The following is a 19,012-nucleotide window of genomic DNA, read 5'->3' as shown; positions in this document are numbered from 1 at the left end:
ATTACCTTACCAACTAGCTAATCCTAACTGGGCCCATCCCAACGCGATAGCTTACATGTAGAGGCCACCTTTGGTCCCAGCTCGTAATGAACTAAGACATTATGCGGTATTAGCCGTCGTTTCCAACGGTTATCCCCCTCGTCAGGGCAGGTTCCCAGCCGTTACTCACCCGTCCGCCGCTCGACGTCCAGTAAATCCACMGAAGCTTCAATACYGCCGTTTCCGCTCGACTTGCATGTGTTAGGCCTGCCGCCAGCGTTCAATCTGAGCCATGATCAAACTCTTCAATTAAAGTTTTGGTGTTTGCTTTTCCTAAGAAAAGACAAACGGCTCGATAAATACTGTTTTGTTCGTCTCTTGCGAGACAAACGAATTGACTGTGCTCTTGTTGGCATCCACTTTTAAAAAAGTGAAATCAAAACAGCTCAAGGCTGTACCAACATGAATTGGTCACTCAGTTCATCGAATAAATCTTTTTGTCTATTCTCAACGAGTGCCCACACAGATTGCATAGGTCAAATTGTTAAAGAGCGTGTCGACTTAGTGGTTTGCATTTCGTGACTTACGTCTCGTTGCCCCGTCGACAGGAAGCGCAGTATAGAGATCTCAGTTTTTACCGCAACCCCTTTTTGCAAAAAAAAACTCACCCGCACAAAAAACATACTAAGTCGTTTTTTTTGTCTATTTTAACATTCAGGCAAGGCTTGTTTTTGTTTGGATTTATTAACATAGTCGAAATTTTCACCTTTCTCTAGAAAAAATGAGGCATACATCATGAAAAGGGGCTGGTAGCATAGTCGGCCTGTTTCTCACTTGGGAGTCATCGATATGAAGCACTGGCTTTTTCTGGGGTTTGCGATTGTGGCAGAAGTAATTGCAACGGCGTCACTCAAAAATAGCGACGGCTTTTCAAAGCTCGTCCCTTCGGTGTTAGTCGTAGTGGGGTACAGTTTTTCTTTCTATTTACTCGCGCTGACACTACGCGCTATACCGGTTGGTATCGCTTATGCAATTTGGGCAGGTGCTGGCGTAACATTGATTGCTTTAATTGGCTGGCTTGTCTTTGACCAAAAACTCGATACAGCGGCGATTATCGGCATGGTACTGATTGTCTCGGGTGTAGCAGTGATGAATATTTTTTCATCTGCGTCTCCGCACTGAGTCGCGTTATTGGCGTCAGCCCGAGAACGAAAAAACCCAGCCGAAGCTGGGTTTTTTCTTTAAGGAGGAGAGGCAGATTACATCATGCCGCCCATTCCTCCCATACCGCCCATTCCAGCAGCACCCATATCAGCGCCGCCATCTTTTTGTGGCAGATCAGTAATCATGGCTTCGGTGGTGATCATCAGGCCAGCCACGGATGCCGCAAACTGAAGCGCACTACGCGTCACTTTGGTTGGATCCAGGATACCCATTTCAATCATGTCACCGTATTCACCAGTTGATGCGTTGTAGCCAAAGTGGTTTTCACCCGCTTTCACGTTGTTCGCAACCACTGAATCTTCGTCACCTGCGTTAGTGGCGATTTGACGCAGTGGTGATTCCATCGCACGTAGCGCCACACGGATACCGACATTTTGCTCTTCGTTATCGCCTTTTAGCTCACCGACTTTGCTTGCAGCACGAATAAGCGCAACGCCACCACCGGCAACCACGCCTTCTTCAACCGCAGCACGGGTTGCGTGCAATGCGTCTTCAACGCGATCTTTCTTCTCTTTCATTTCAACTTCGGTCGCTGCACCGACTTTAATCACCGCAACACCGCCAGCCAGTTTGGCAACGCGCTCTTGCAGTTTTTCTTTGTCGTAGTCAGACGTCGCGTCTTCGATTTGTTGACGAATTTGAGCAACACGACCTTCGATCGCCGCTTCTTCACCAATACCATCAACAATTGTGGTGTTGTCTTTAGTAATGGTGACACGCTTGGCTTGGCCAAGGTCTTCTAGTGTCACTTTCTCAAGATCCATACCGATCTCTTCAGACACGACAGTACCTGCAGTCAGGGTCGCGATGTCTTGTAGCATCGCCTTACGACGATCACCAAAACCAGGTGCTTTCACTGCTGCCACTTTGACAATGCCGCGCATATTGTTTACCACCAAGGTGGCCAGCGCTTCACCTTCAAGATCTTCTGCAATGATCAGCAGCGGACGAGACGCTTTAGAAACCGCTTCAAGGGTTGGCAGTAGTTCGCGAATGTTAGAGACTTTTTTGTCGATCAGTAGGATAAATGGGTTATCCAGTTCAACATTACCGGCTTCTTGGTTGTTAATGAAGTACGGAGACAAGTAACCACGGTCGAACTGCATGCCTTCCACAACGCTCAGTTCGTCTTGCAGTGACTGCCCTTCTTCAACAGTGATCACACCGTCACGGCCCACTTTGTCCATTGCTTGTGCGATAAGCTTACCAACGGTGTGGTCAGAGTTTGCCGAGATAGTTCCCACTTGCTCAATAGCATTGTTGCTGGTGCAAGGTGCAGACAGATTTTTCAGCTCTTCCACCGCGGCAACGACAGCTTTGTCGATACCACGTTTCAGATCCATTGGGTTCATGCCCGCAGCAACTGCTTTTAGGCCTTCGCTAATAATAGACTGCGCCAATACGGTCGCTGTGGTCGTGCCGTCACCCGCCGCATCATTGGCTTGTGAAGCGACTTCTTTCACCATTTGCGCGCCCATGTTCTGGAATTTGTCTTCCAGCTCAATTTCACGCGCAACAGAAACACCATCTTTAGTGATGGTTGGTGCACCGAATGATTTGTCGAGCACTACGTTACGGCCTTTAGGGCCCAGGGTGACGCGAACGGCATCCGCCAGAACATTCACACCTTCGAGCATTTTCGCACGTGCGTCGTCACTAAATTTAACGTCTTTAGCAGCCATGTTTTTATTCCTTTCTTACGTTATTGATTGGAGGTGAAATGAATTACTCAACGATTGCCATAATGTCGCTTTCAGACAAGATCAAAACCTCTTGACCCTCGATCTTTTCGGTTTTGGTACCAAAGCCTTCAGAGAAGATAACAGTGTCACCCACTTGAACGTCCAACGGCTGCACACTGCCGTTTTCAAGAATACGGCCTTTACCTACCGCCAGTACTTTACCGCGGGTAGATTTTTCTGCAGCAGAACCAGTTAACACGATGCCGCCCGCTGATTTAGACTCAGCTTCTTGGCGCTCAACGATAACGCGATCATGTAGTGGACGAATGTTCATCGGTCGTCTCCTGAATTAGTAATGATGTTCCGTTTGATGAAGTAAGTATGCACACAGGCCGTACATGCGTCCGGTACCTGATGTCTCTCCCTATGTGGGGACGGACTTTTTCTTTCCCAAGGGCTTTACAGCAATTTTTTTGTTTTTTTTAGACACGTAACTTTCTCACCTTATGCGGATCCGCTAGGGTAAGCCGTCCCAACTCAGCGATCAGAGACTATGAACGATAAACACGGGTTGCTTTCTGCTCCAATTAATCAAACCTTGCGCAAAATGACGATTCCAATGGTGTTCGGCCTGTTTGCGATCATCATGTTCAACGTGGTCGATACCTTTTTTATCTCGCAACTAGGGACAGAGGCGTTGGCAGCGGTGAGTTTTACCTTTCCTATCACCTTTGCGGTGAACTCCATCACTCTCGGGTTAGGAGTCGGTATTGCAGCACTTGTCGGACGTTTACTCGGCCAAGGAGATCACCAAGATGCGGCGCGCGTATCAACCCACGGATTATTATTGGCCTTGTTGCTCGTGATGTTGGTTGGCTGGTTGGGTGCTGCCACCATTGTTCCCGTTTTTTCTGCATTAGGCGCCAGTAAAGATTTACTTCCACTGATCCATGAATATATGCAGATATGGTACCTCACGATTCCTTTATTGGTGGTACCGATGGCAGGTAATGCCGCCATTCGTGCCACAGGTGATACCAAAACCCCAGCCAAAATCATGATGGTCTCTGGGCTGATTAATGGCGTTCTCGACCCCTTGCTAATTTTTGGTTTAGGCCCTTTCCCTGAACTAGGCGTGCAAGGTGCCGCTATCGCCAGTGCCTTGAGCTGGGCCGGTGCCATGCTCGCTGCACTTATCGTACTCACTCGACGAGAGCAGTTACTGATTGCGCCGCAATGGCAACAGATTGGCACCGATGTGAGCCAAATTCTTAAAATTGGCATGCCTGCTGGAATGACCAATGCGCTCAACCCCGCCGCAGCTGCCATATTAATGATGATGCTCGCCTCACAAGGCACAGAAAGCGTTGCCGCCTATGGCGCCGCGCAACGGATTGAAGCGATTTTATTGATAGTGATGATGGCAATGACGTCTTCGCTTACGCCCTTAATGTCGCAAAACTTTGGCGCCCAATACCATCAGCGGGCCTTTCAGGCGCTGTTCAGTGCGATGCGCTTTGCTATCTTGTTCCAATTTGCCTTGTACTTATCGCTGTGGCCTTTTATCGATCTGATTGCGGATGTGTTCAGTGACGATGTGCGGGTTCAACAAGAAATTGCCCACTATTTGATGGTGGTCCCGGCCAGTTACGGCTTACAAGGCACCTTGATGTTATTGGTCGGTGGCCTGAATGCCATGAAGCGTTCGCTGCATTCGTTCACCTGCAACCTAGTGCGTTTGTTTGTTTTCTTAGTGCCCTGTGCGTGGCTGGGCGGCATGGTCAACGGCACCCATGGCCTGTTTGCGGGAATCGCTGTTGCCAATCTACTGGCCGGTATTATGGCGTACCTGTATGCCGTGGTGTTGCGCCGTCAAACACTGGCTTCGTCACTGCCGGTCTGATCCAAGTGATACACTCGGTGCTGCAAGGCATCTAATGCCTGATATAAGGCTTGATACTGCGCCGCACTGAGTCCCTCAAGCATGGCTTTTTCCCACTCCAACACCTTGGGAATAATGGTCTGATAATGGGTGCGGCCTTTGTCGGTCAAATGGACTAACGCGGCGCGCTGATCACCTTGACACGCGCGTCGCTCTACCAACTGATGCTGCTCTAAACGGGTAAGCAAGCGCGACACTCTCACTTTATCCAACCGCGTTTCTGCGGCTAAATCTTTCGCCATCACGCCATCCCGTGCGCCCAAAGAGGCCAGCACGCGCCATTCTGGACGCGACAATCCAAACTCTGCTTCATAACGTGCCGCAAGACTATCGGCAACCAGCTCTGCGGTGTGAACTAATTTGTAGGGCAAAAAACTGTCAAGGGCTAGGTGCGGAACGGTCATATCAGTTAGTTTCAATTGAAATCATATACCTTACTTTACGAGAGGCGTCGATAAGATGCAAAGGTAGTGCTTTGTTTACACTTACGGTTTTTAGGCGGCAAAAATACTGAACAGACAAGGTAAAATATTTGTTAACAGTACGTTGCTTTTTATCTTGTCTGCTCGCTAGTATAAACGGATAGATTGTTTCTTTTGAAACTATTTGGCCGTACCGGTGACCACGGCCGCCCAGCACAAGGAGCGAGATATGCGAAAGTGGTTTTCATTCCCCATTCGTGAAGGGGACGCCTCACGTCAAGCCCACTGCGACTTTCCCGAAGGAACCTACGAGCGCGAATGTGGCAAGGAAGGCTTTTTTGGCCCGGCCAGCCATATGTATCACCGCCATCCCCCGACGGGCTGGAGTGAGTGGGAAGGCCCATTGCGACCGCATGCTTTTGACACCAACCGAGTTGAAACGCAAGGCACGTCGCCAATGGATGCCCCTGTGCTGTTATCCAATGCCAATGTTCAGGTTCGCTTATGGCGCACCGATACCGCCATGTCTTATCTGGTGCGCAACAGCGATGGCGACGATTGCTTATTCGTCCATCAGGGCGAAGGCTCGCTGTATTGCGATTACGGCCACTTGCGCTACAGCAAAGGCGATTACTTGATTATTCCTCGTGCCACCAGCTGGCGACTGGTGCCGGATGAGGCCACTACTTTGCTGATGATTGAAGCGACACATGGCTCCTACATGAGCGCCGAACGAGGCATTGTCGGCGAGCATGCGGTGTTTGACCCCGCGGTGCTAGAACATGCACGTATTGACGATAGCTTTAAAGCCCAGCAATCCGATAGCGAAAGCTGGCAGGTGATGATCAAATCGCGCCAACAGCTCAACCGTGTCACTTATCCTTATAACCCACTCGATGCCGTAGGCTGGAAGGGCAACCTCACCGTATTCCGGCTTAACTGGCGAGATATCCGCCCACTAATGAGCCATCGTTATCACTTGCCGCCATCCGCGCACACCACCTTTGTCGCGCAAGGTTTTGTGATTTGTACCTTTGTCCCCCGCCCGATCGAGTCGGATCCTGGCGCACTGAAGGTGCCTTTTTACCACAATAACGATGACTATGATGAAGTGCTTTTCTATCACCAAGGTGACTTTTTCAGCCGCGATAACATTGATGCCGGTATGGTGACCTTACACCCTTGTGGCTTCCCACATGGACCTCACCCAAAAGCCTTTGCCGCGGGCAAAAAGCATCAGAAAAAAGAGACCGATGAAGTGGCGGTGATGATCGATACCCGCATGCCACTTGATATGGGCGACGCGGCGAAAGCCACCGAACTGACCGATTATGTCTACTCTTGGCGCACGCCAAGTGACGCAGAATAGCGAAGGAGAAAGCAATGAAACTGGCTTCACTCAAACACGGACGTGATGGCAAATTGATTTTGGTCTCTCGCGACCTTACTCGCGCCGTCCACGCCGACGATATTGCGCCCACACTACAAGCGGCACTCGATAATTGGACGACCCTTGCGCCCAAACTGACTCAGCGCTATGACGCGCTTAACGACAACCAAGTCAGTGAGTCTTTTGCCTTTGACCCAAGTGTCTGCGACTCACCGCTGCCCCGCGCCTTTCAGTGGGCGGATGGTAGCGCCTACGTTAACCACGTTGAACTGGTGCGCAAAGCACGCGGTGCAAAAATGCCTGAGAGTTTTTGGACCGATCCTTTGATGTATCAAGGCATGTCTGATGGCTTTCTTGGTCCGCGTGATGAGATTGAATTGGTCGATGATGCGTGGGGCTGTGACTTTGAAGCCGAGCTAGCCGTCGTCACCGATGATGTGCCCATGCACCTAGGCGCTGACAAAGCCGGCCAACACATTAAATTGCTGATGCTGGTCAACGATGTTTCTCTGCGCAACCTGATCCCCGGCGAGCTTGCCAAAGGGTTCGGTTTTTTCCAATCCAAGCCCGCCTCTGCTTTTTCGCCGGTGGCGGTTACCCCCGATGAGCTTGGCGATCACTGGCGCGACCATAAAGTCCACTTGCCGATGCATGTCACCCTCAACGGCGACTGGTTCGGGTCACCCGATGCGGGTGTCGATATGACCTTTGATTTTGCCGAACTGGTCGCCCATGTAGCGAAAAGCCGTCATGTCAGTGCCGGGACCATTATTGGCTCCGGCACGGTGTCCAATACCGATCGCAGTAAAGGTTCATGCTGCTTAGCCGAAAAGCGCATGCTGGAAATTATCGACCAAGGCGAGGCAAAAACTCCGTTTATGACCTTTGGCGATAGCGTCACTATCGATATGCGCGACAGCCAAGATGCGTCTATTTTCGGCGCCATTGAGCAAACTGTGACCCGTTACATCGCAGAGTAACCTTGATGCGCGCCTAGTACCTCTAGGCGCGCTTGACGTTGACGCCGTCTAGGAGCTTGTATGCTGCTTTATGATTACAGTAAGTCGACCGCGGCCTACCGCGTCCGCATCGCCCTTGGCCTTAAAGGCCTAAGCTACCAACGAGAAACCGTTTCTCTGCTGGATAAACACCAGCACAGTGACGCCTATCGTTCACTCAATCCCGCCGGTTTAGTGCCTACCTTGGTCGATGGCGATGTCACCTTGAGCCAATCACTGGCCATTATCGAATACCTCGATGAGCGCTATCCGCAGGTCAAACTACTCCCCGATGATCCAGTGCAAAAGGCCCAGTGCCGCTCACTGGCACTCGATATTGCCTGTGATGTGCATCCACTCAATAACTTGCGGGTTCTGCAATACTTAACCGGCCCCTTTGGCCACAGTGATGATGACAAAATCACTTGGTATCACCATTGGCTAAACCAAGGGTTCGATGGATTGGAAGCCAAACTACAAGGACTAGACAGCCCCTTTATCGGCGGAGAAGCGCCCAATTTGGCCGATATTTGTTTGGTTGCGCAGCTGTTTAATGCACGCCGATTTGCGTTTGATTTAACGGCCTACCCAACCCTGACACGCATTGAATCACGATGCCAAACGCTGGATGCATTTATACAGGCACACCCTGATAAGGGCTAAGGAGAGGACATGAAAGACGGATTGTTGTGGGCGCCGGATAAGGAACGTCAAACCCACACGTTACTCGCTGCGTTTATCCGTGCCGTGAATCAGACTCACGACACCCAACTGAGTGGTTATGACGATCTTTATGCATGGTCAGTACGTCAAAGCGGCGATTTTTGGCAACAGTTATGGCAATTTGCCGGCGTGATCGGCGATCCGGGCGAGAGAGTATGCGATATCGATCCCGAGCACCCCAATCGAGATAGCCACTGGTTTCCCACCGCACGTCTGAACTATGCCGAAAACCTGCTCAAGCACGCAGAGCAATATGCCGACCAACCGGCGATGATTTTTAGCGGTGAGCATGAGGTAGCACGAACTCTCACTTGGCGTGAGCTCGTCGATCAGGWCGCGGCCATCCGTCACTACCTAGATATGCAAGGTGTTCAGCCGGGCGATGTGGTTGCTGGCTATTTACCTAATCTGCCTGAAACCGTGATTGCAATGCTTGCCACCGCGGCTCTGGGCGCGATTTGGACCTCAACCTCACCGGACTTTGGCGTCGACAGTGTGTTAGACCGTTTTGGCCAAACCGAGCCCAAAGTGCTGTTTACCACCGATCATTACCACTATAACGGCAAAACCTATGACTACCTGAATAAAGCACAGCAGGTGGTGGGTAACGTACCGGCCATTAAGCGCCTCGTGGTGATCCCCTTTGATGGCGATCGACCTTCTTTACCTGCTGGCGTGGATAACTGGCAGGACTTATTAGTCAAGGACGTGCCGCCGCTTCGCTTTACCCGCGTGGCGTTCAATGCCCCACTCTTTGTGCTTTACTCTTCCGGCACCACGGGTAAGCCCAAGTGCATTATTCATTCGGTAGGGGGGATATTGCTCAATCATTTGAAAGAGCATCAGCTCCATTCGGATGTGCGCCCCGGCGATCGCTTTTTCTACTTCACCACCTGCGGCTGGATGATGTGGAATTGGCAGGTCAGTGCTTTAGCAAGCGGCGCGACCTTGGTGCTCTATGATGGCTCGCCGTTTTATCCGGATGCGGGGGTACTTTGGCGACTGGCCGAGCGGCACCGGCTCACCCTTTTTGGCACCGCAGCCAAATACTTAGAGGCATTGGAAAAACAAGGCGTAGCGCCGAAAGATGATTACTCGCTGGCGTCGCTACGCGTCCTATGTTCGACCGGCTCGGTACTTGCGCCCGAGCAGTTTGATTATGTCTATCAAAAAATAAAGTCTGATCTGCAATTAAGCTCGATTGCGGGTGGCACCGACATTTGTGGCTGTTTTGTTCTTGGCAGCCCACTATCACCGGTTTATCGCGGTGAAAGCCAAAAGCGGGGCTTGGCGCTCGATGTACAAGTGTTTAACGCCCAAGACCAAGCGGTTGAAGAGCAAAAAGGTGAGCTGGTGTGTTGTAATAGCTTCCCCAACCAGCCGGTTGGCTTTTGGCACGATACCGATGGCAGTCGCTATCACAATGCCTACTGGAACAAGATTGATGACATCTGGTTCCATGGTGACTATGTGCGCCTGACCGAACAAGGTGGCATGGTGTTTTATGGTCGGTCTGATGCGGTATTAAACCCAGGCGGGGTGCGAATTGGTACGGCGGAAATCTATCGCCATGTAAATCAGCTTAGCGAGATCATCGATTCAGTGGTCATTGGTCAGCAATGGCAAAATGATGTCCGCGTGGTGCTATTCGTCAAACTCGCCGCCGGAGTGACACTGGATGAGCCAATCAAGCAAGCCATCAAAAAAACCATCCGCACCCAGTGTACACCGCGTCATGTTCCCACGGTGATTGCCGAGGTGAGCGATATTCCGCGCACCAAGTCAGGCAAACTGGCTGAGTTGGCGGTGCGCGATGTGGTCCATGGCCAAGACGTGGCACAGTTAAGCGCACTGGATAACCCAGCATCACTCGACCAATATCGCCAACGCCCTGAGCTCGCTAAATAAACGACACTCGCTGAATAAACGACACTCGCTGAATAAACGACAATAGTGCAATAGGCCCATAAGGTCCGCAAAAAACTGAAAATGGCCGCAGTGTGCGGCCATTTTTGTCGATGTTTTTTACAACGTAAACGTTATCTTAGGCGATGATTGTCATCGTCGTCATCGTCTTTACGCTCGTACTCACCTTCAAAGGTGTTGCCATCGTCATCGCGCCCGCCACGACGAAAAGGATCGTCACCAAAGGGGCCTTGCGTATTACCTCCTTGGTGGAAGCCGCCTTGGCCAAAGCCCGCTTGAGACACAGTGACCCGTTTCATCACTTGTTTGGCGAGCGCCGCACGCGGTGCTGGTAGCAGCACCAACATCCCCATCGCATCGGTCATAAAGCCTGGCGTCAACAGCAAGACACCTGCTACCGCAAGCATCACGCCTTCAAGGATTTGCTGCGCCGGTAACTCACCGCGATTGAGTCTGTCCTGCACCGAGGCCAGCGTCATCAACCCCTGATTACGGACCAAAGACGCACCGACAAATGCCGTGATCAGAACCAACGCCAAGGTCGGCCACAAGCCCAGCCAGCCGCCGACCTGAATAAATAGGCCAATTTCGATCACTGGGACCAGAATAAATAGCAGTAGTAAGACTGGAAACACGGTTCACCTCGCGCTAAAAATTGACGTTTCATCCTAACATCAAAATAAGGCAAAAGCCGAACCGGGATCCTGTATTTACTGCTTGAATCCCAGCGCAAGAAAGCGCATTTTGTTTAGTCATCATGTTACAGCTGTGACGGAAGTCAGCCATTTCAACCGCATCATGTGCTGTAATATGGGTTGAAACGATGTAATAGACGATACATCCAGCCAAAATCTCTGAGGAATGGATTCTACAGCAATATTTGTGGCGACGTTTTAATCATTATAATAACTTGATGTTAAGGCCAACGCATGTCTCAGACGATTATTACCCCCAATGATACCCCTACGCAAACCACTGCCACCCGCTTGGAAGAGGACTTACTCGGCCAACGAGCGGTGCCTGCAGATGCGTATTATGGCATTCATACCTTGCGCGCGATTGAGAACTTCACTATTTCAAGCACCCGTATTTCTGATATCCCAGATTTCGTACGCGGCATGGTTTACACCAAAAAGGCCGCCGCAATGGCCAACCAAGAACTTGGCGTGATCCCTGCTGACGTCGGTGATTACATCATCAAAGCCTGTGACCAGATGTTGGAAACCGGCAAATGCATGGATCAGTTCCCCTCGGATGTCTTTCAAGGCGGCGCAGGCACCTCGGTAAACATGAACGCCAACGAGGTAATTGCCAACCTTGCGCTTGAACTGATGGGGCACGAGAAAGGCGATTATGATGTGATTAACCCTAACGATCACGTCAACAAGAGCCAATCCACTAACTGTGCGTATCCAACCGGATTTCGAATTGCGGTATATAACAGCATTCTCAAACTGATGGATGCGATTGATTACTTACAAAAAGAATTCGATGTCAAAGCAGACACGTACGCTCATGTCATAAAAATGGGCCGTACCCAGCTGCAAGATGCGGTGCCGATGACAGTGGGACAAGAGTTCAAAGCCTTCTCTGTGCTGCTGCGTGAAGAGATTAAAAACATCAAATATACGGCGGCCCTGCTTTTAGAAGTGAACTTAGGCGCCACCGCGATCGGGACGAAGTTGAATGCTGCAGAAGGTTACCAGCAACTGGCGGTGAAACGTCTTGCAGAGATTACTGGTTTACCTTGTATCCCGGCAGAAGATTTGATTGAAGCCACCTCAGACTGTGGGTCCTATGTCATGGTGCATGGCGCGCTAAAACGCCTGGCGGTGAAACTATCGAAGATCTGTAATGATTTACGCCTACTTTCTTCTGGCCCTCGTGCAGGACTGAATGAAATTAACTTGCCTGAAATGCAAGCCGGTTCATCCATCATGCCTGCCAAGGTCAACCCGGTGATCCCTGAAGTAGTCAATCAGGTTTGTTATCGAGTCATGGGGAACGACACTACCATCACCTTTGCTGCCGAAGCCGGCCAACTTCAGCTTAACGTGATGGAGCCCGTAATTGGGCAGGCACTGTTTGAGTCTATTTCCATCCTGGCGAATGGCTGCCGGAACTTGGGTGAGAAGTGTGTAAGCGGGATTACGGTTAACCAAGAAGTGTGCGAGCACTACGTGCATAACTCGATTGGGATTATCACCTATCTCAACCCCTTTATCGGTCATCACGAAGGCGATATTGTCGGCAAGATTTGTGCGGAAACCGGTAAAAGTGTTAAAGAGGTGATACTCGAGCGTGGTTTGATGACAGAGTCTGAGCTTGATGAGATTTTCTCCGTTGAGAACCTCATGCACCCCAAATACCGCGGTAAACGCTTTAACGCTTAGTCGGTCAAAATCACAACAACCATAAAACAACAAAGGGCGCTTATAGCGCCCTTTTTCATGCCGGTGAAACAGCCGCTACAACACCTGGGTAATCAACAAACCACATGCAATACTAAAGACCATGCTCAGTAAGCCTGGCAACATAAAGCTATGGTTGAACACATACTTACCAATCCGCGTGGTACCGGTGCGGTCAAAATCAATTGAAGCGATAATCGGACCATAATTCGGGACGAAGAAATAACCATTTACCGCAACAAAGGTGGCAATGATCATCGAAGGAGGTAAGCCAAGCGAAATCGCTACTGGAACAAGCACCGCCGTCGTTGCACCTTGACTATTCACCATCACTGATAGGGCAAATAAGGCAAAAGCAAATGTCCAGGGCGCCACTTCAACCAAGCCAGATACCGCGTCTTTGACCATATCTAGATGGCCGGCAACCAAGGTATCCCCTAACCAAGCAATACCAAAGATAGCAACGATGGCACGCATCCCAGCATGGAATACTGAGCCTTGGCTAATCGCATTACCGTCTGGTTTACAAGTCAGAATAATTAACGCAGCAACCGACAACATGACGATTTCAATGGTGTGGGCCATGCCCATTGGCTCACCATCAAATGCCGGACGCAAAGCAGGGAAAGCCCCCATAATGACCACGGCTAACGCACCGAATAAGAACAATGCGACCGATTTTTTCGCCTCCGACGTGACTTCGATATCTTCAACGGCCAAATCGGCTTCCATTTCTCGACGAAAGTCGGGATCTTGCAGGCGACGTTGATATTCAGGATCGTCTTTAAGCTCTTTGCCCAGTTTATTCACGATCACACACGCCAGCGCCAAACCGATAAAGGTGCTAGGAATGGTCACTGATAGAACATCTGTCAGTGTGATGCCTTGCGGCTCTAAAAAGGCGACACATGCAACCACAGCAGCGGCAATCGGGCTGGCCACAATCGCAAACTGTGAGGCAATCACCGCCATACCGAGAGGGCGGGCAGGACGAATCCCGCTTTTGCGGCTCACTTCGGCAATAACTGGCAATACCGAGTACGCCACGTGTCCCGTCCCTGCCATCATGGTAAAGACATACGTCACTAAAGGCGCAACAAAAGTAATATGACGTGGATTTTTGCGCAGAATGCCACTGGCAATTTTAATTAAAAAATCGAGGCCCCCTGCCGCTTGCATGGTCGCGGCGGCGGCAACTACCGCCATGATCATTAATAAAACATCAATCGGAGGATGCGTCGGTTGCAACCCGAACACAAAGCTCAACACTAAAAGTCCAAGCCCGCCCATCACACCTAAACCGATGCCGCCGATACGGGCACCCACTAAGATGCAGCTGAGTACCACTAATAACTCAACCAAAAACATAATTTTCTCCTACTTTGGATAGACTTTCCCACTACGTCGCGTTCACACACGAGAGCAAACGCGCCCAGCACCATGGCCAAAGTCTAACCAGGCCCCGTAACGCGTATGTTGATTCAAGTAAGAAAAAGTAACACTTTTCGCGAACTGACAACAAAAAGTTCGGAAATTGAGATCTTTAACCTAGACACTAGGCAGGCTTTTCTTTCCTGTCTTTAATTGTTATGTTATATCATAACAATTAATAAGGAGTCATTATGCAAGCCAATATCCATCCCGAGTACCGCCCTGTCGTTTTTCATGACACCAGCGTTGACGCCTATTTTATAATCGGATCAACCTTGCAAACATCACGCACCATTGAGTGGCAAGATGGCAAAACCTATCCTTACTACCCGTTGGATATCTCGAACGCTTCACATCCGGTGTACACAGGTAAACAACGCGCTGCCAATAAAGAGGGGCGCGCCGCCAACTTTGCGCGCAAGTTTGGCCAAATTGGTCGCAGTCAAAAGGCGTCGTCATGAAGGTATTGAACTCACTGAAAAGCGCCCGCCAGCGTCACCCTGATTGCCAGGTTATCCGTCGCCGCGGACGCATGTTTGTCATTTGCAAAACGAATCCGCGTTTTAAAGCCGTACAAGGGCGCGCGAAAAAACGCGCCTAAGCGTCGGCGACGCACTGCCACTGATGGGGCAGTGCGTCTATGCGGGCAAACATCTTGATGCCGTCATTTCCTTTTTCTAAGCAAGTCATGGTATGTGTGTATACTCATCCTATTAACATGAAAAGGAAAACATATGAGACAGGGTCGCCGTGTCGCATTGACTGCTGGATTGTTGGTTGCCGCATTAGGCGCCAGTGCGCTTTATATTGTTCGCTCGCAACAAGCTACCGTCCCTGCGACAACATCGCATACCGTCACGGCGCCAACGTTTGTGACCGTTAATAGCCAAGCCGCGCTTGAGGCTGAACTTGCCAAAGCCGCTACCAATCAACAAGTCGCCTTTGTCGACTATTACGCCGACTGGTGCATTCCATGCAAACAGTTTGCGCAAAAGACATTCACTGATCCGGCAGTGGCTAAGCCACTTAGTACTATGCACCGAATTAAAGTGAACCTGAGTGAAAACCGTCCGGAAGATTTTGCCTTGATGCGTAGCCAAGCGGTGGCAGGCTTACCGACTCTCGATTTTTGGCTTCCAACGGGGGAACGAAATCAAGCGGCGCGTATAACCGGCTTTTTACCTCCTGAGGCATTTCTCGCTCACCTCAATGAACATGCACTTATGCCGTCAGTAAAAAGCAAGGAATGATCAATCTCTTAGTTCTCTTGTTACAAAATTGATAAGCCCTGCATCGGGTGATAGGTTGAAAGAAACTGAAGGGAAAGATAGCCGCATTATGGAAGCGCAACACACCATCGTTATTGCTGATGATCATCCACTATTTCGAAATGCCTTATTTCAATCTGTGCATATGGCGATAAGCGGTGCCAACCTGTTGGAAGCAGATAGCTTAGATAGCTTGCATAAAATACTCGCACGAGATGCTGACGTCGATTTAGTCTTACTCGACCTCAAAATGCCCGGCGCTAACGGCATGTCCGGTCTGATTGAGCTGCGCAACCAATATCCTAACCTGCCCATTGTCGTCGTCTCTGCCAGCGAAGAACGCAATGTGATCCGTCAAGTGTATTCACATGGTGCGTTTGGCTTTATCCCTAAGTCCAGCGATATGCGCGCCTTGGTACAATCATTAACCCAGGTACTCGAGGGAACGCCTTGTTTTCCTGATGATCTCGGCGAGGAGGATGACAGCGAGAGCCTATCTAGCAAACTCGCAGCGCTGACACCGCAGCAGTATAAGGTGTTGCGGATGCTCTGTGACGGTCTGCTCAATAAACAAATCGCTTACGATCTCGCCGTTTCCGAAGCCACCATCAAAGCGCATATGACGGCTATTTTCCGCAAGCTTGGGGTGAAAAATCGTACGCAAGCGGTGATTTTATTGCAGCAATCCAATATAGAACTTTGATACGCTAGCGCCCTCGACCCCATTATGGAGCGCCCATGCTAAGTATTCTGGCTACACAATTCGTGATCTTATGGGCCGTGATCGATCCTGTCGGTAGCGTGCCCATTTATCTCTCGCAAACCAGCCATATGACGGCGAAACAAAAACGCCGCGTTGCGATTAAAGCCGTCACTATTTCCTTTGCTATTTTGCTTTTCTTTCTCATTATTGGTCAGATTTTGTTAGAAGCGATGCAAATTCCACTGCCCGCATTTCAAGCCGCGGGCGGTTTAGTACTCCTTCTTTTTGCTCTGACCATGATTTTCGGCGAAGGCAAACCCAGCCAAGAGGCCAAAATGCTGAGCGAAAACGTGGATAAAGCCGAGATAGCGGCAACGGCCGTTTATCCGTTGGCTGTGCCTTCCATTGCCTCCCCCGGCGCCATGATGGCCATTGTGATGCTCACCGATAACAACCGCTATGCCATTGCTGAACAAGCGATCACCGCGGGAGTGATGTTTTTAGTTCTGCTCGCGACCTTGGCTTTACTCCTCGGGGCCAATGTGATTCACAAGGTGATTGGTAATGTGGGCGCTTCTATTATCAGTCGCGTAATGGGGCTGATTCTCGCCTCGGTGGCAGTGGCTAATTTACTCGAAGGGGTCCAAAAGTTTTACCACTTAAGTTAGACCTTTGGCGAAAGCCTTGGCTGGCTCACACGGAGCCAGCCCAACCTACCTCACAAAACACCTGATTTTTCCTGCGATTGCCTACAACTAAGCTCGACTAAAGTTGCAATGTCGCTTTGCCTAACCCCTGCTATCGTCATTACGTAACATTCCATTAACGTAATAAACAAGGAGAAGGCGATGGCGTTTCAAAGCAAGGAACACGCAAAAGCCTACTGGGACAGAAACGTAAAACTGATGATCAGCTTACTGATTGTCTGGTTTGTGGTCTCATTTGGCTGCGGGATCTTATTCGTTGATGCTCTCAATACCATTCAAATTGGCGGCTACAAATTAGGATTCTGGTTTGCTCAGCAGGGATCGATTTATACCTTCCTCGGCATCATTTTTGTGTATACCAAACAAATGCGCAAACTCGATCGCGAGTTCGGTGTTGACGACGAGTAAGAGGATAAACACATGGATTTAAGAACCATTACTTATATTGTTGTCGGGTTCACATTCGCACTCTACATCGGGATTGCAATTTGGGCACGCGCAGGCTCCACCAAGGAGTTTTACGTCGCGGGCGGCGGGGTCAACCCCATCGCAAACGGGATGGCCACCGCTGCAGACTGGATGTCAGCCGCTTCCTTTATTTCAATGGCCGGTTTAATTGCCTTTATGGGTTATGGCGGTTCGGTGTTTTTAATGGGTTGGACTGGCGGCTTCGTGCTTCTTGCATTGCTGCTCGCGCCTTATCTCCGTAAGTTTGGCAAATTTACCGTGCCAGAGTTTGTCGGTGAGCGCTTTTATTCAAAAACCGCACGTATCGTCGCTGTCATCTGCTTAATCATCGCCTCGGTGACGTATGTTATCGGTCAGATGAAAGGGGTTGGGGTGGCTTTTGGTCGCTTTTTAGAAGTGGATTACTCCACCGGGCTATTAATCGGTATGGTGATCGTCTTTATGTATTCCGTGATGGGCGGGATGAAAGGCATTACTTATACCCAAATTGCTCAATATTGCGTACTCATTTTAGCTTACACCATTCCCGCAATCTTTATTTCCCTTAACTTGACTGGTAATCCGTTCCCACAACTGGGTCTCGGTAGCACCATGGCAGGCACCGATCAGTATCTGCTCGATCGACTGGATCAGGTGGTCACCGAACTTGGCTTTGTGGAGTACACCACCGCAGTGCGTGGCAGTACGCTCAATATGTTTGCCTACACCATGTCACTGATGATTGGTACTGCTGGCTTACCCCACGTCATTATCCGTTTCTTTACCGTGCCTAAGGTACGTGATGCTCGGGCTTCTGCGGGTTGGGCGCTGTTCTTTATCGCGATTTTGTACACCTCAGCACCTGCGGTTGCGGCAATGGCGCGCTTGAACTTAATGGACACTGTGAATCTGCCTAATGGCGACAATCTTGTCTATGACGAGCGTCCAGACTGGTTCAAAAACTGGGAAAAAACCGGGCTACTTGGTTTTGATGATAAAAACGGCGATCAAAAAATTCAGTACACGTCGGATCCGGCAACCAACGAATTACGCGTTGACCGCGATATTATTGTCCTGGCCAACCCCGAAATCGCCAAACTGCCTAACTGGGTGATCGCCTTGATTGCCGCCGGTGGCCTGGCGGCCGCTTTATCGACCGCAGCCGGGTTATTATTGGCTATATCGTCCGCGATATCTCATGATCTGATTAAAGGGGTCGTCAATCCGAATATCAGTGAAAAAGGCGAGCTGATGGCGAGCCGGATATCCATGGCATTAGCGATTGCCGGCGCTGGATACTTGGGGCTCAATCCACCAGGCTTTGCGGCCGGGACAGTGGCACTTGCCTTTGGTTTGGCCGCGTCATCGATATTCCCGGTACTGATGATGGGGATCTTCACCAAAACCATCAATAAAGAGGGCGCAATTGCGGGTATGGTAGCGGGGATCAGTGTCACCCTGTTCTATGTCTTCCAACATAAAGGGATTCTGTTTGTCGCTGATTGGACCTACTTAGAAGGCTTAGGCAGCAACTGGATCTTAGGGATTGAACCCAATGCCTTTGGTGCAGTCGGGGCAGTCTGCAACTTTGTTGTCGCTATCATTGTGTCACGCATGACGAAGGAAACACCGCAAGAGGTGCAAGACTTAGTCGAACACGTTCGCATGCCATCGGGTGCGGGTGATGCGCAATCACACTGATACAGTGTTAAACTATCCAAGCCCCTTCGGGGGCTTTTAAACGACCGATTATGTCCAG

The 19,012-nt window shown here is 50.2% G+C and carries 19 protein-coding genes and 1 rRNA gene; 14 read left to right on the top strand and 6 right to left on the bottom strand.

The window, feature by feature from the left end; translation table 11 throughout:
- Nucleotides 1-291, bottom strand: a 16S ribosomal RNA gene (locus BZG76_RS14800); the annotation flags it as partial.
- A 537-nt stretch (nt 292-828) separates the two neighbouring features.
- On the opposite strand from BZG76_RS14800, the gene BZG76_RS14795 reads away from it, so the two are divergent.
- A complete protein-coding gene (locus tag BZG76_RS14795; RefSeq protein WP_077461911.1) occupies nt 829-1,161 on the top strand; it encodes an SMR family transporter in 333 nt (110 codons plus the stop codon).
- Nucleotides 1,162-1,238: 77 nt separating this feature from the next.
- Here BZG76_RS14795 and groL read toward each other — a convergent pair whose 3' ends face one another.
- A complete protein-coding gene (gene groL, locus BZG76_RS14790) occupies nt 1,239-2,885 on the bottom strand; it encodes a chaperonin GroEL (protein ID WP_021024082.1) in 1,647 nt (548 codons plus the stop codon).
- Nucleotides 2,886-2,928: 43 nt separating this feature from the next.
- The gene (locus tag BZG76_RS14785; RefSeq protein ID WP_021024083.1) at nt 2,929-3,219 is read right to left on the bottom strand and encodes a co-chaperone GroES; all 291 of its coding nucleotides are present in this window, start codon (nt 3,217-3,219) and stop codon (nt 2,929-2,931) included.
- A 219-nt stretch (nt 3,220-3,438) separates the two neighbouring features.
- On the opposite strand from BZG76_RS14785, the gene BZG76_RS14780 reads away from it, so the two are divergent.
- Entirely contained in the window at nt 3,439-4,788 is a 1,350-nt protein-coding gene (locus tag BZG76_RS14780) for an MATE family efflux transporter (protein WP_077461910.1), read from the top strand.
- On the opposite strand, the gene BZG76_RS14775 is transcribed toward BZG76_RS14780, so the two are convergent.
- Nucleotides 4,758-5,231, bottom strand: a complete 474-nt coding sequence (locus BZG76_RS14775) for a MarR family winged helix-turn-helix transcriptional regulator (RefSeq protein WP_077461909.1) — start codon at nt 5,229-5,231, stop codon at nt 4,758-4,760. The two genes, BZG76_RS14780 and BZG76_RS14775, sit on opposite strands and share 31 nt — an antisense overlap.
- A gap of 247 nt (nt 5,232-5,478) precedes the next feature.
- Here BZG76_RS14775 and BZG76_RS14770 point away from each other — a divergent pair, with 247 nt between their 5' ends.
- Genes BZG76_RS14770 through BZG76_RS14755 form a run of 4 tightly spaced genes read left to right on the top strand, consistent with a single transcriptional unit; the run spans nt 5,479 to nt 10,268 of the window.
- Nucleotides 5,479-6,618: a homogentisate 1,2-dioxygenase gene (locus BZG76_RS14770; protein ID WP_074214047.1), complete on the top strand. Its 1,140-nt coding sequence runs from the start codon at nt 5,479-5,481 to the stop codon at nt 6,616-6,618.
- 14 nt (nt 6,619-6,632) lie between these two features.
- Complete coding sequence (locus BZG76_RS14765) at nt 6,633-7,619, top strand: fumarylacetoacetate hydrolase family protein (RefSeq protein WP_077461908.1); 987 nt, start codon at nt 6,633-6,635, stop codon at nt 7,617-7,619.
- Between the two features lie 60 nt (nt 7,620-7,679).
- Nucleotides 7,680-8,300: a maleylacetoacetate isomerase gene (maiA, locus tag BZG76_RS14760; protein ID WP_077461907.1), complete on the top strand. Its 621-nt coding sequence runs from the start codon at nt 7,680-7,682 to the stop codon at nt 8,298-8,300.
- Nucleotides 8,301-8,309: 9 nt separating this feature from the next.
- Complete coding sequence (locus tag BZG76_RS14755; protein ID WP_077461906.1) at nt 8,310-10,268, top strand: acetoacetate--CoA ligase; 1,959 nt, start codon at nt 8,310-8,312, stop codon at nt 10,266-10,268.
- 131 nt (nt 10,269-10,399) lie between these two features.
- Here BZG76_RS14755 and BZG76_RS14750 read toward each other — a convergent pair whose 3' ends face one another.
- Nucleotides 10,400-10,921: an FxsA family protein gene (locus BZG76_RS14750; protein WP_021024090.1), complete on the bottom strand. Its 522-nt coding sequence runs from the start codon at nt 10,919-10,921 to the stop codon at nt 10,400-10,402.
- A 306-nt stretch (nt 10,922-11,227) separates the two neighbouring features.
- On the opposite strand from BZG76_RS14750, the gene aspA reads away from it, so the two are divergent.
- Entirely contained in the window at nt 11,228-12,679 is a 1,452-nt protein-coding gene (aspA, locus tag BZG76_RS14745; RefSeq protein ID WP_394329758.1) for an aspartate ammonia-lyase, read from the top strand.
- A gap of 75 nt (nt 12,680-12,754) precedes the next feature.
- On the opposite strand, the gene BZG76_RS14740 is transcribed toward aspA, so the two are convergent.
- Complete coding sequence (locus BZG76_RS14740) at nt 12,755-14,065, bottom strand: anaerobic C4-dicarboxylate transporter family protein (RefSeq protein WP_077461905.1); 1,311 nt, start codon at nt 14,063-14,065, stop codon at nt 12,755-12,757.
- Nucleotides 14,066-14,319: 254 nt separating this feature from the next.
- Here BZG76_RS14740 and BZG76_RS14735 point away from each other — a divergent pair, with 254 nt between their 5' ends.
- From BZG76_RS14735 to BZG76_RS14705, 7 genes are all read left to right on the top strand, one after another.
- Complete coding sequence (locus tag BZG76_RS14735; protein ID WP_077461904.1) at nt 14,320-14,589, top strand: type B 50S ribosomal protein L31; 270 nt, start codon at nt 14,320-14,322, stop codon at nt 14,587-14,589.
- Nucleotides 14,586-14,729 carry a type B 50S ribosomal protein L36 gene (ykgO, locus tag BZG76_RS14730; RefSeq protein WP_077461903.1) on the top strand — a complete coding sequence of 48 codons (144 nt, stop codon included), beginning with the start codon at nt 14,586-14,588 and terminating at the stop codon, nt 14,727-14,729. Before BZG76_RS14735 ends, ykgO begins: the two co-directional genes overlap by 4 nt.
- Nucleotides 14,730-14,862: 133 nt before the next feature.
- Complete coding sequence (locus BZG76_RS14725) at nt 14,863-15,378, top strand: thioredoxin fold domain-containing protein (protein ID WP_077461902.1); 516 nt, start codon at nt 14,863-14,865, stop codon at nt 15,376-15,378.
- Nucleotides 15,379-15,466: 88 nt separating this feature from the next.
- A complete protein-coding gene (locus tag BZG76_RS14720; protein WP_077461901.1) occupies nt 15,467-16,099 on the top strand; it encodes a response regulator in 633 nt (210 codons plus the stop codon).
- A 35-nt stretch (nt 16,100-16,134) separates the two neighbouring features.
- A complete protein-coding gene (locus tag BZG76_RS14715) occupies nt 16,135-16,767 on the top strand; it encodes a MarC family protein (RefSeq protein ID WP_077461900.1) in 633 nt (210 codons plus the stop codon).
- Between the two features lie 180 nt (nt 16,768-16,947).
- Entirely contained in the window at nt 16,948-17,214 is a 267-nt protein-coding gene (locus BZG76_RS14710) for a DUF4212 domain-containing protein (protein ID WP_021024098.1), read from the top strand.
- Nucleotides 17,215-17,226: 12 nt separating this feature from the next.
- The gene (locus BZG76_RS14705) at nt 17,227-18,954 is read left to right on the top strand and encodes a sodium:solute symporter family protein (RefSeq protein WP_077461899.1); all 1,728 of its coding nucleotides are present in this window, start codon (nt 17,227-17,229) and stop codon (nt 18,952-18,954) included.
- Nucleotides 18,955-19,012 lie beyond the last annotated feature (58 nt).

The sequence above is a fragment of the Salinivibrio sp. AR647 genome, from assembly GCF_001995415.1.
Classification (GTDB): domain Bacteria; phylum Pseudomonadota; class Gammaproteobacteria; order Enterobacterales; family Vibrionaceae; genus Salinivibrio; species Salinivibrio costicola.
The sequence above is the reverse complement of the archived record's forward strand: the minus strand, read 5'-3'. Positions and strand labels throughout refer to the sequence as shown.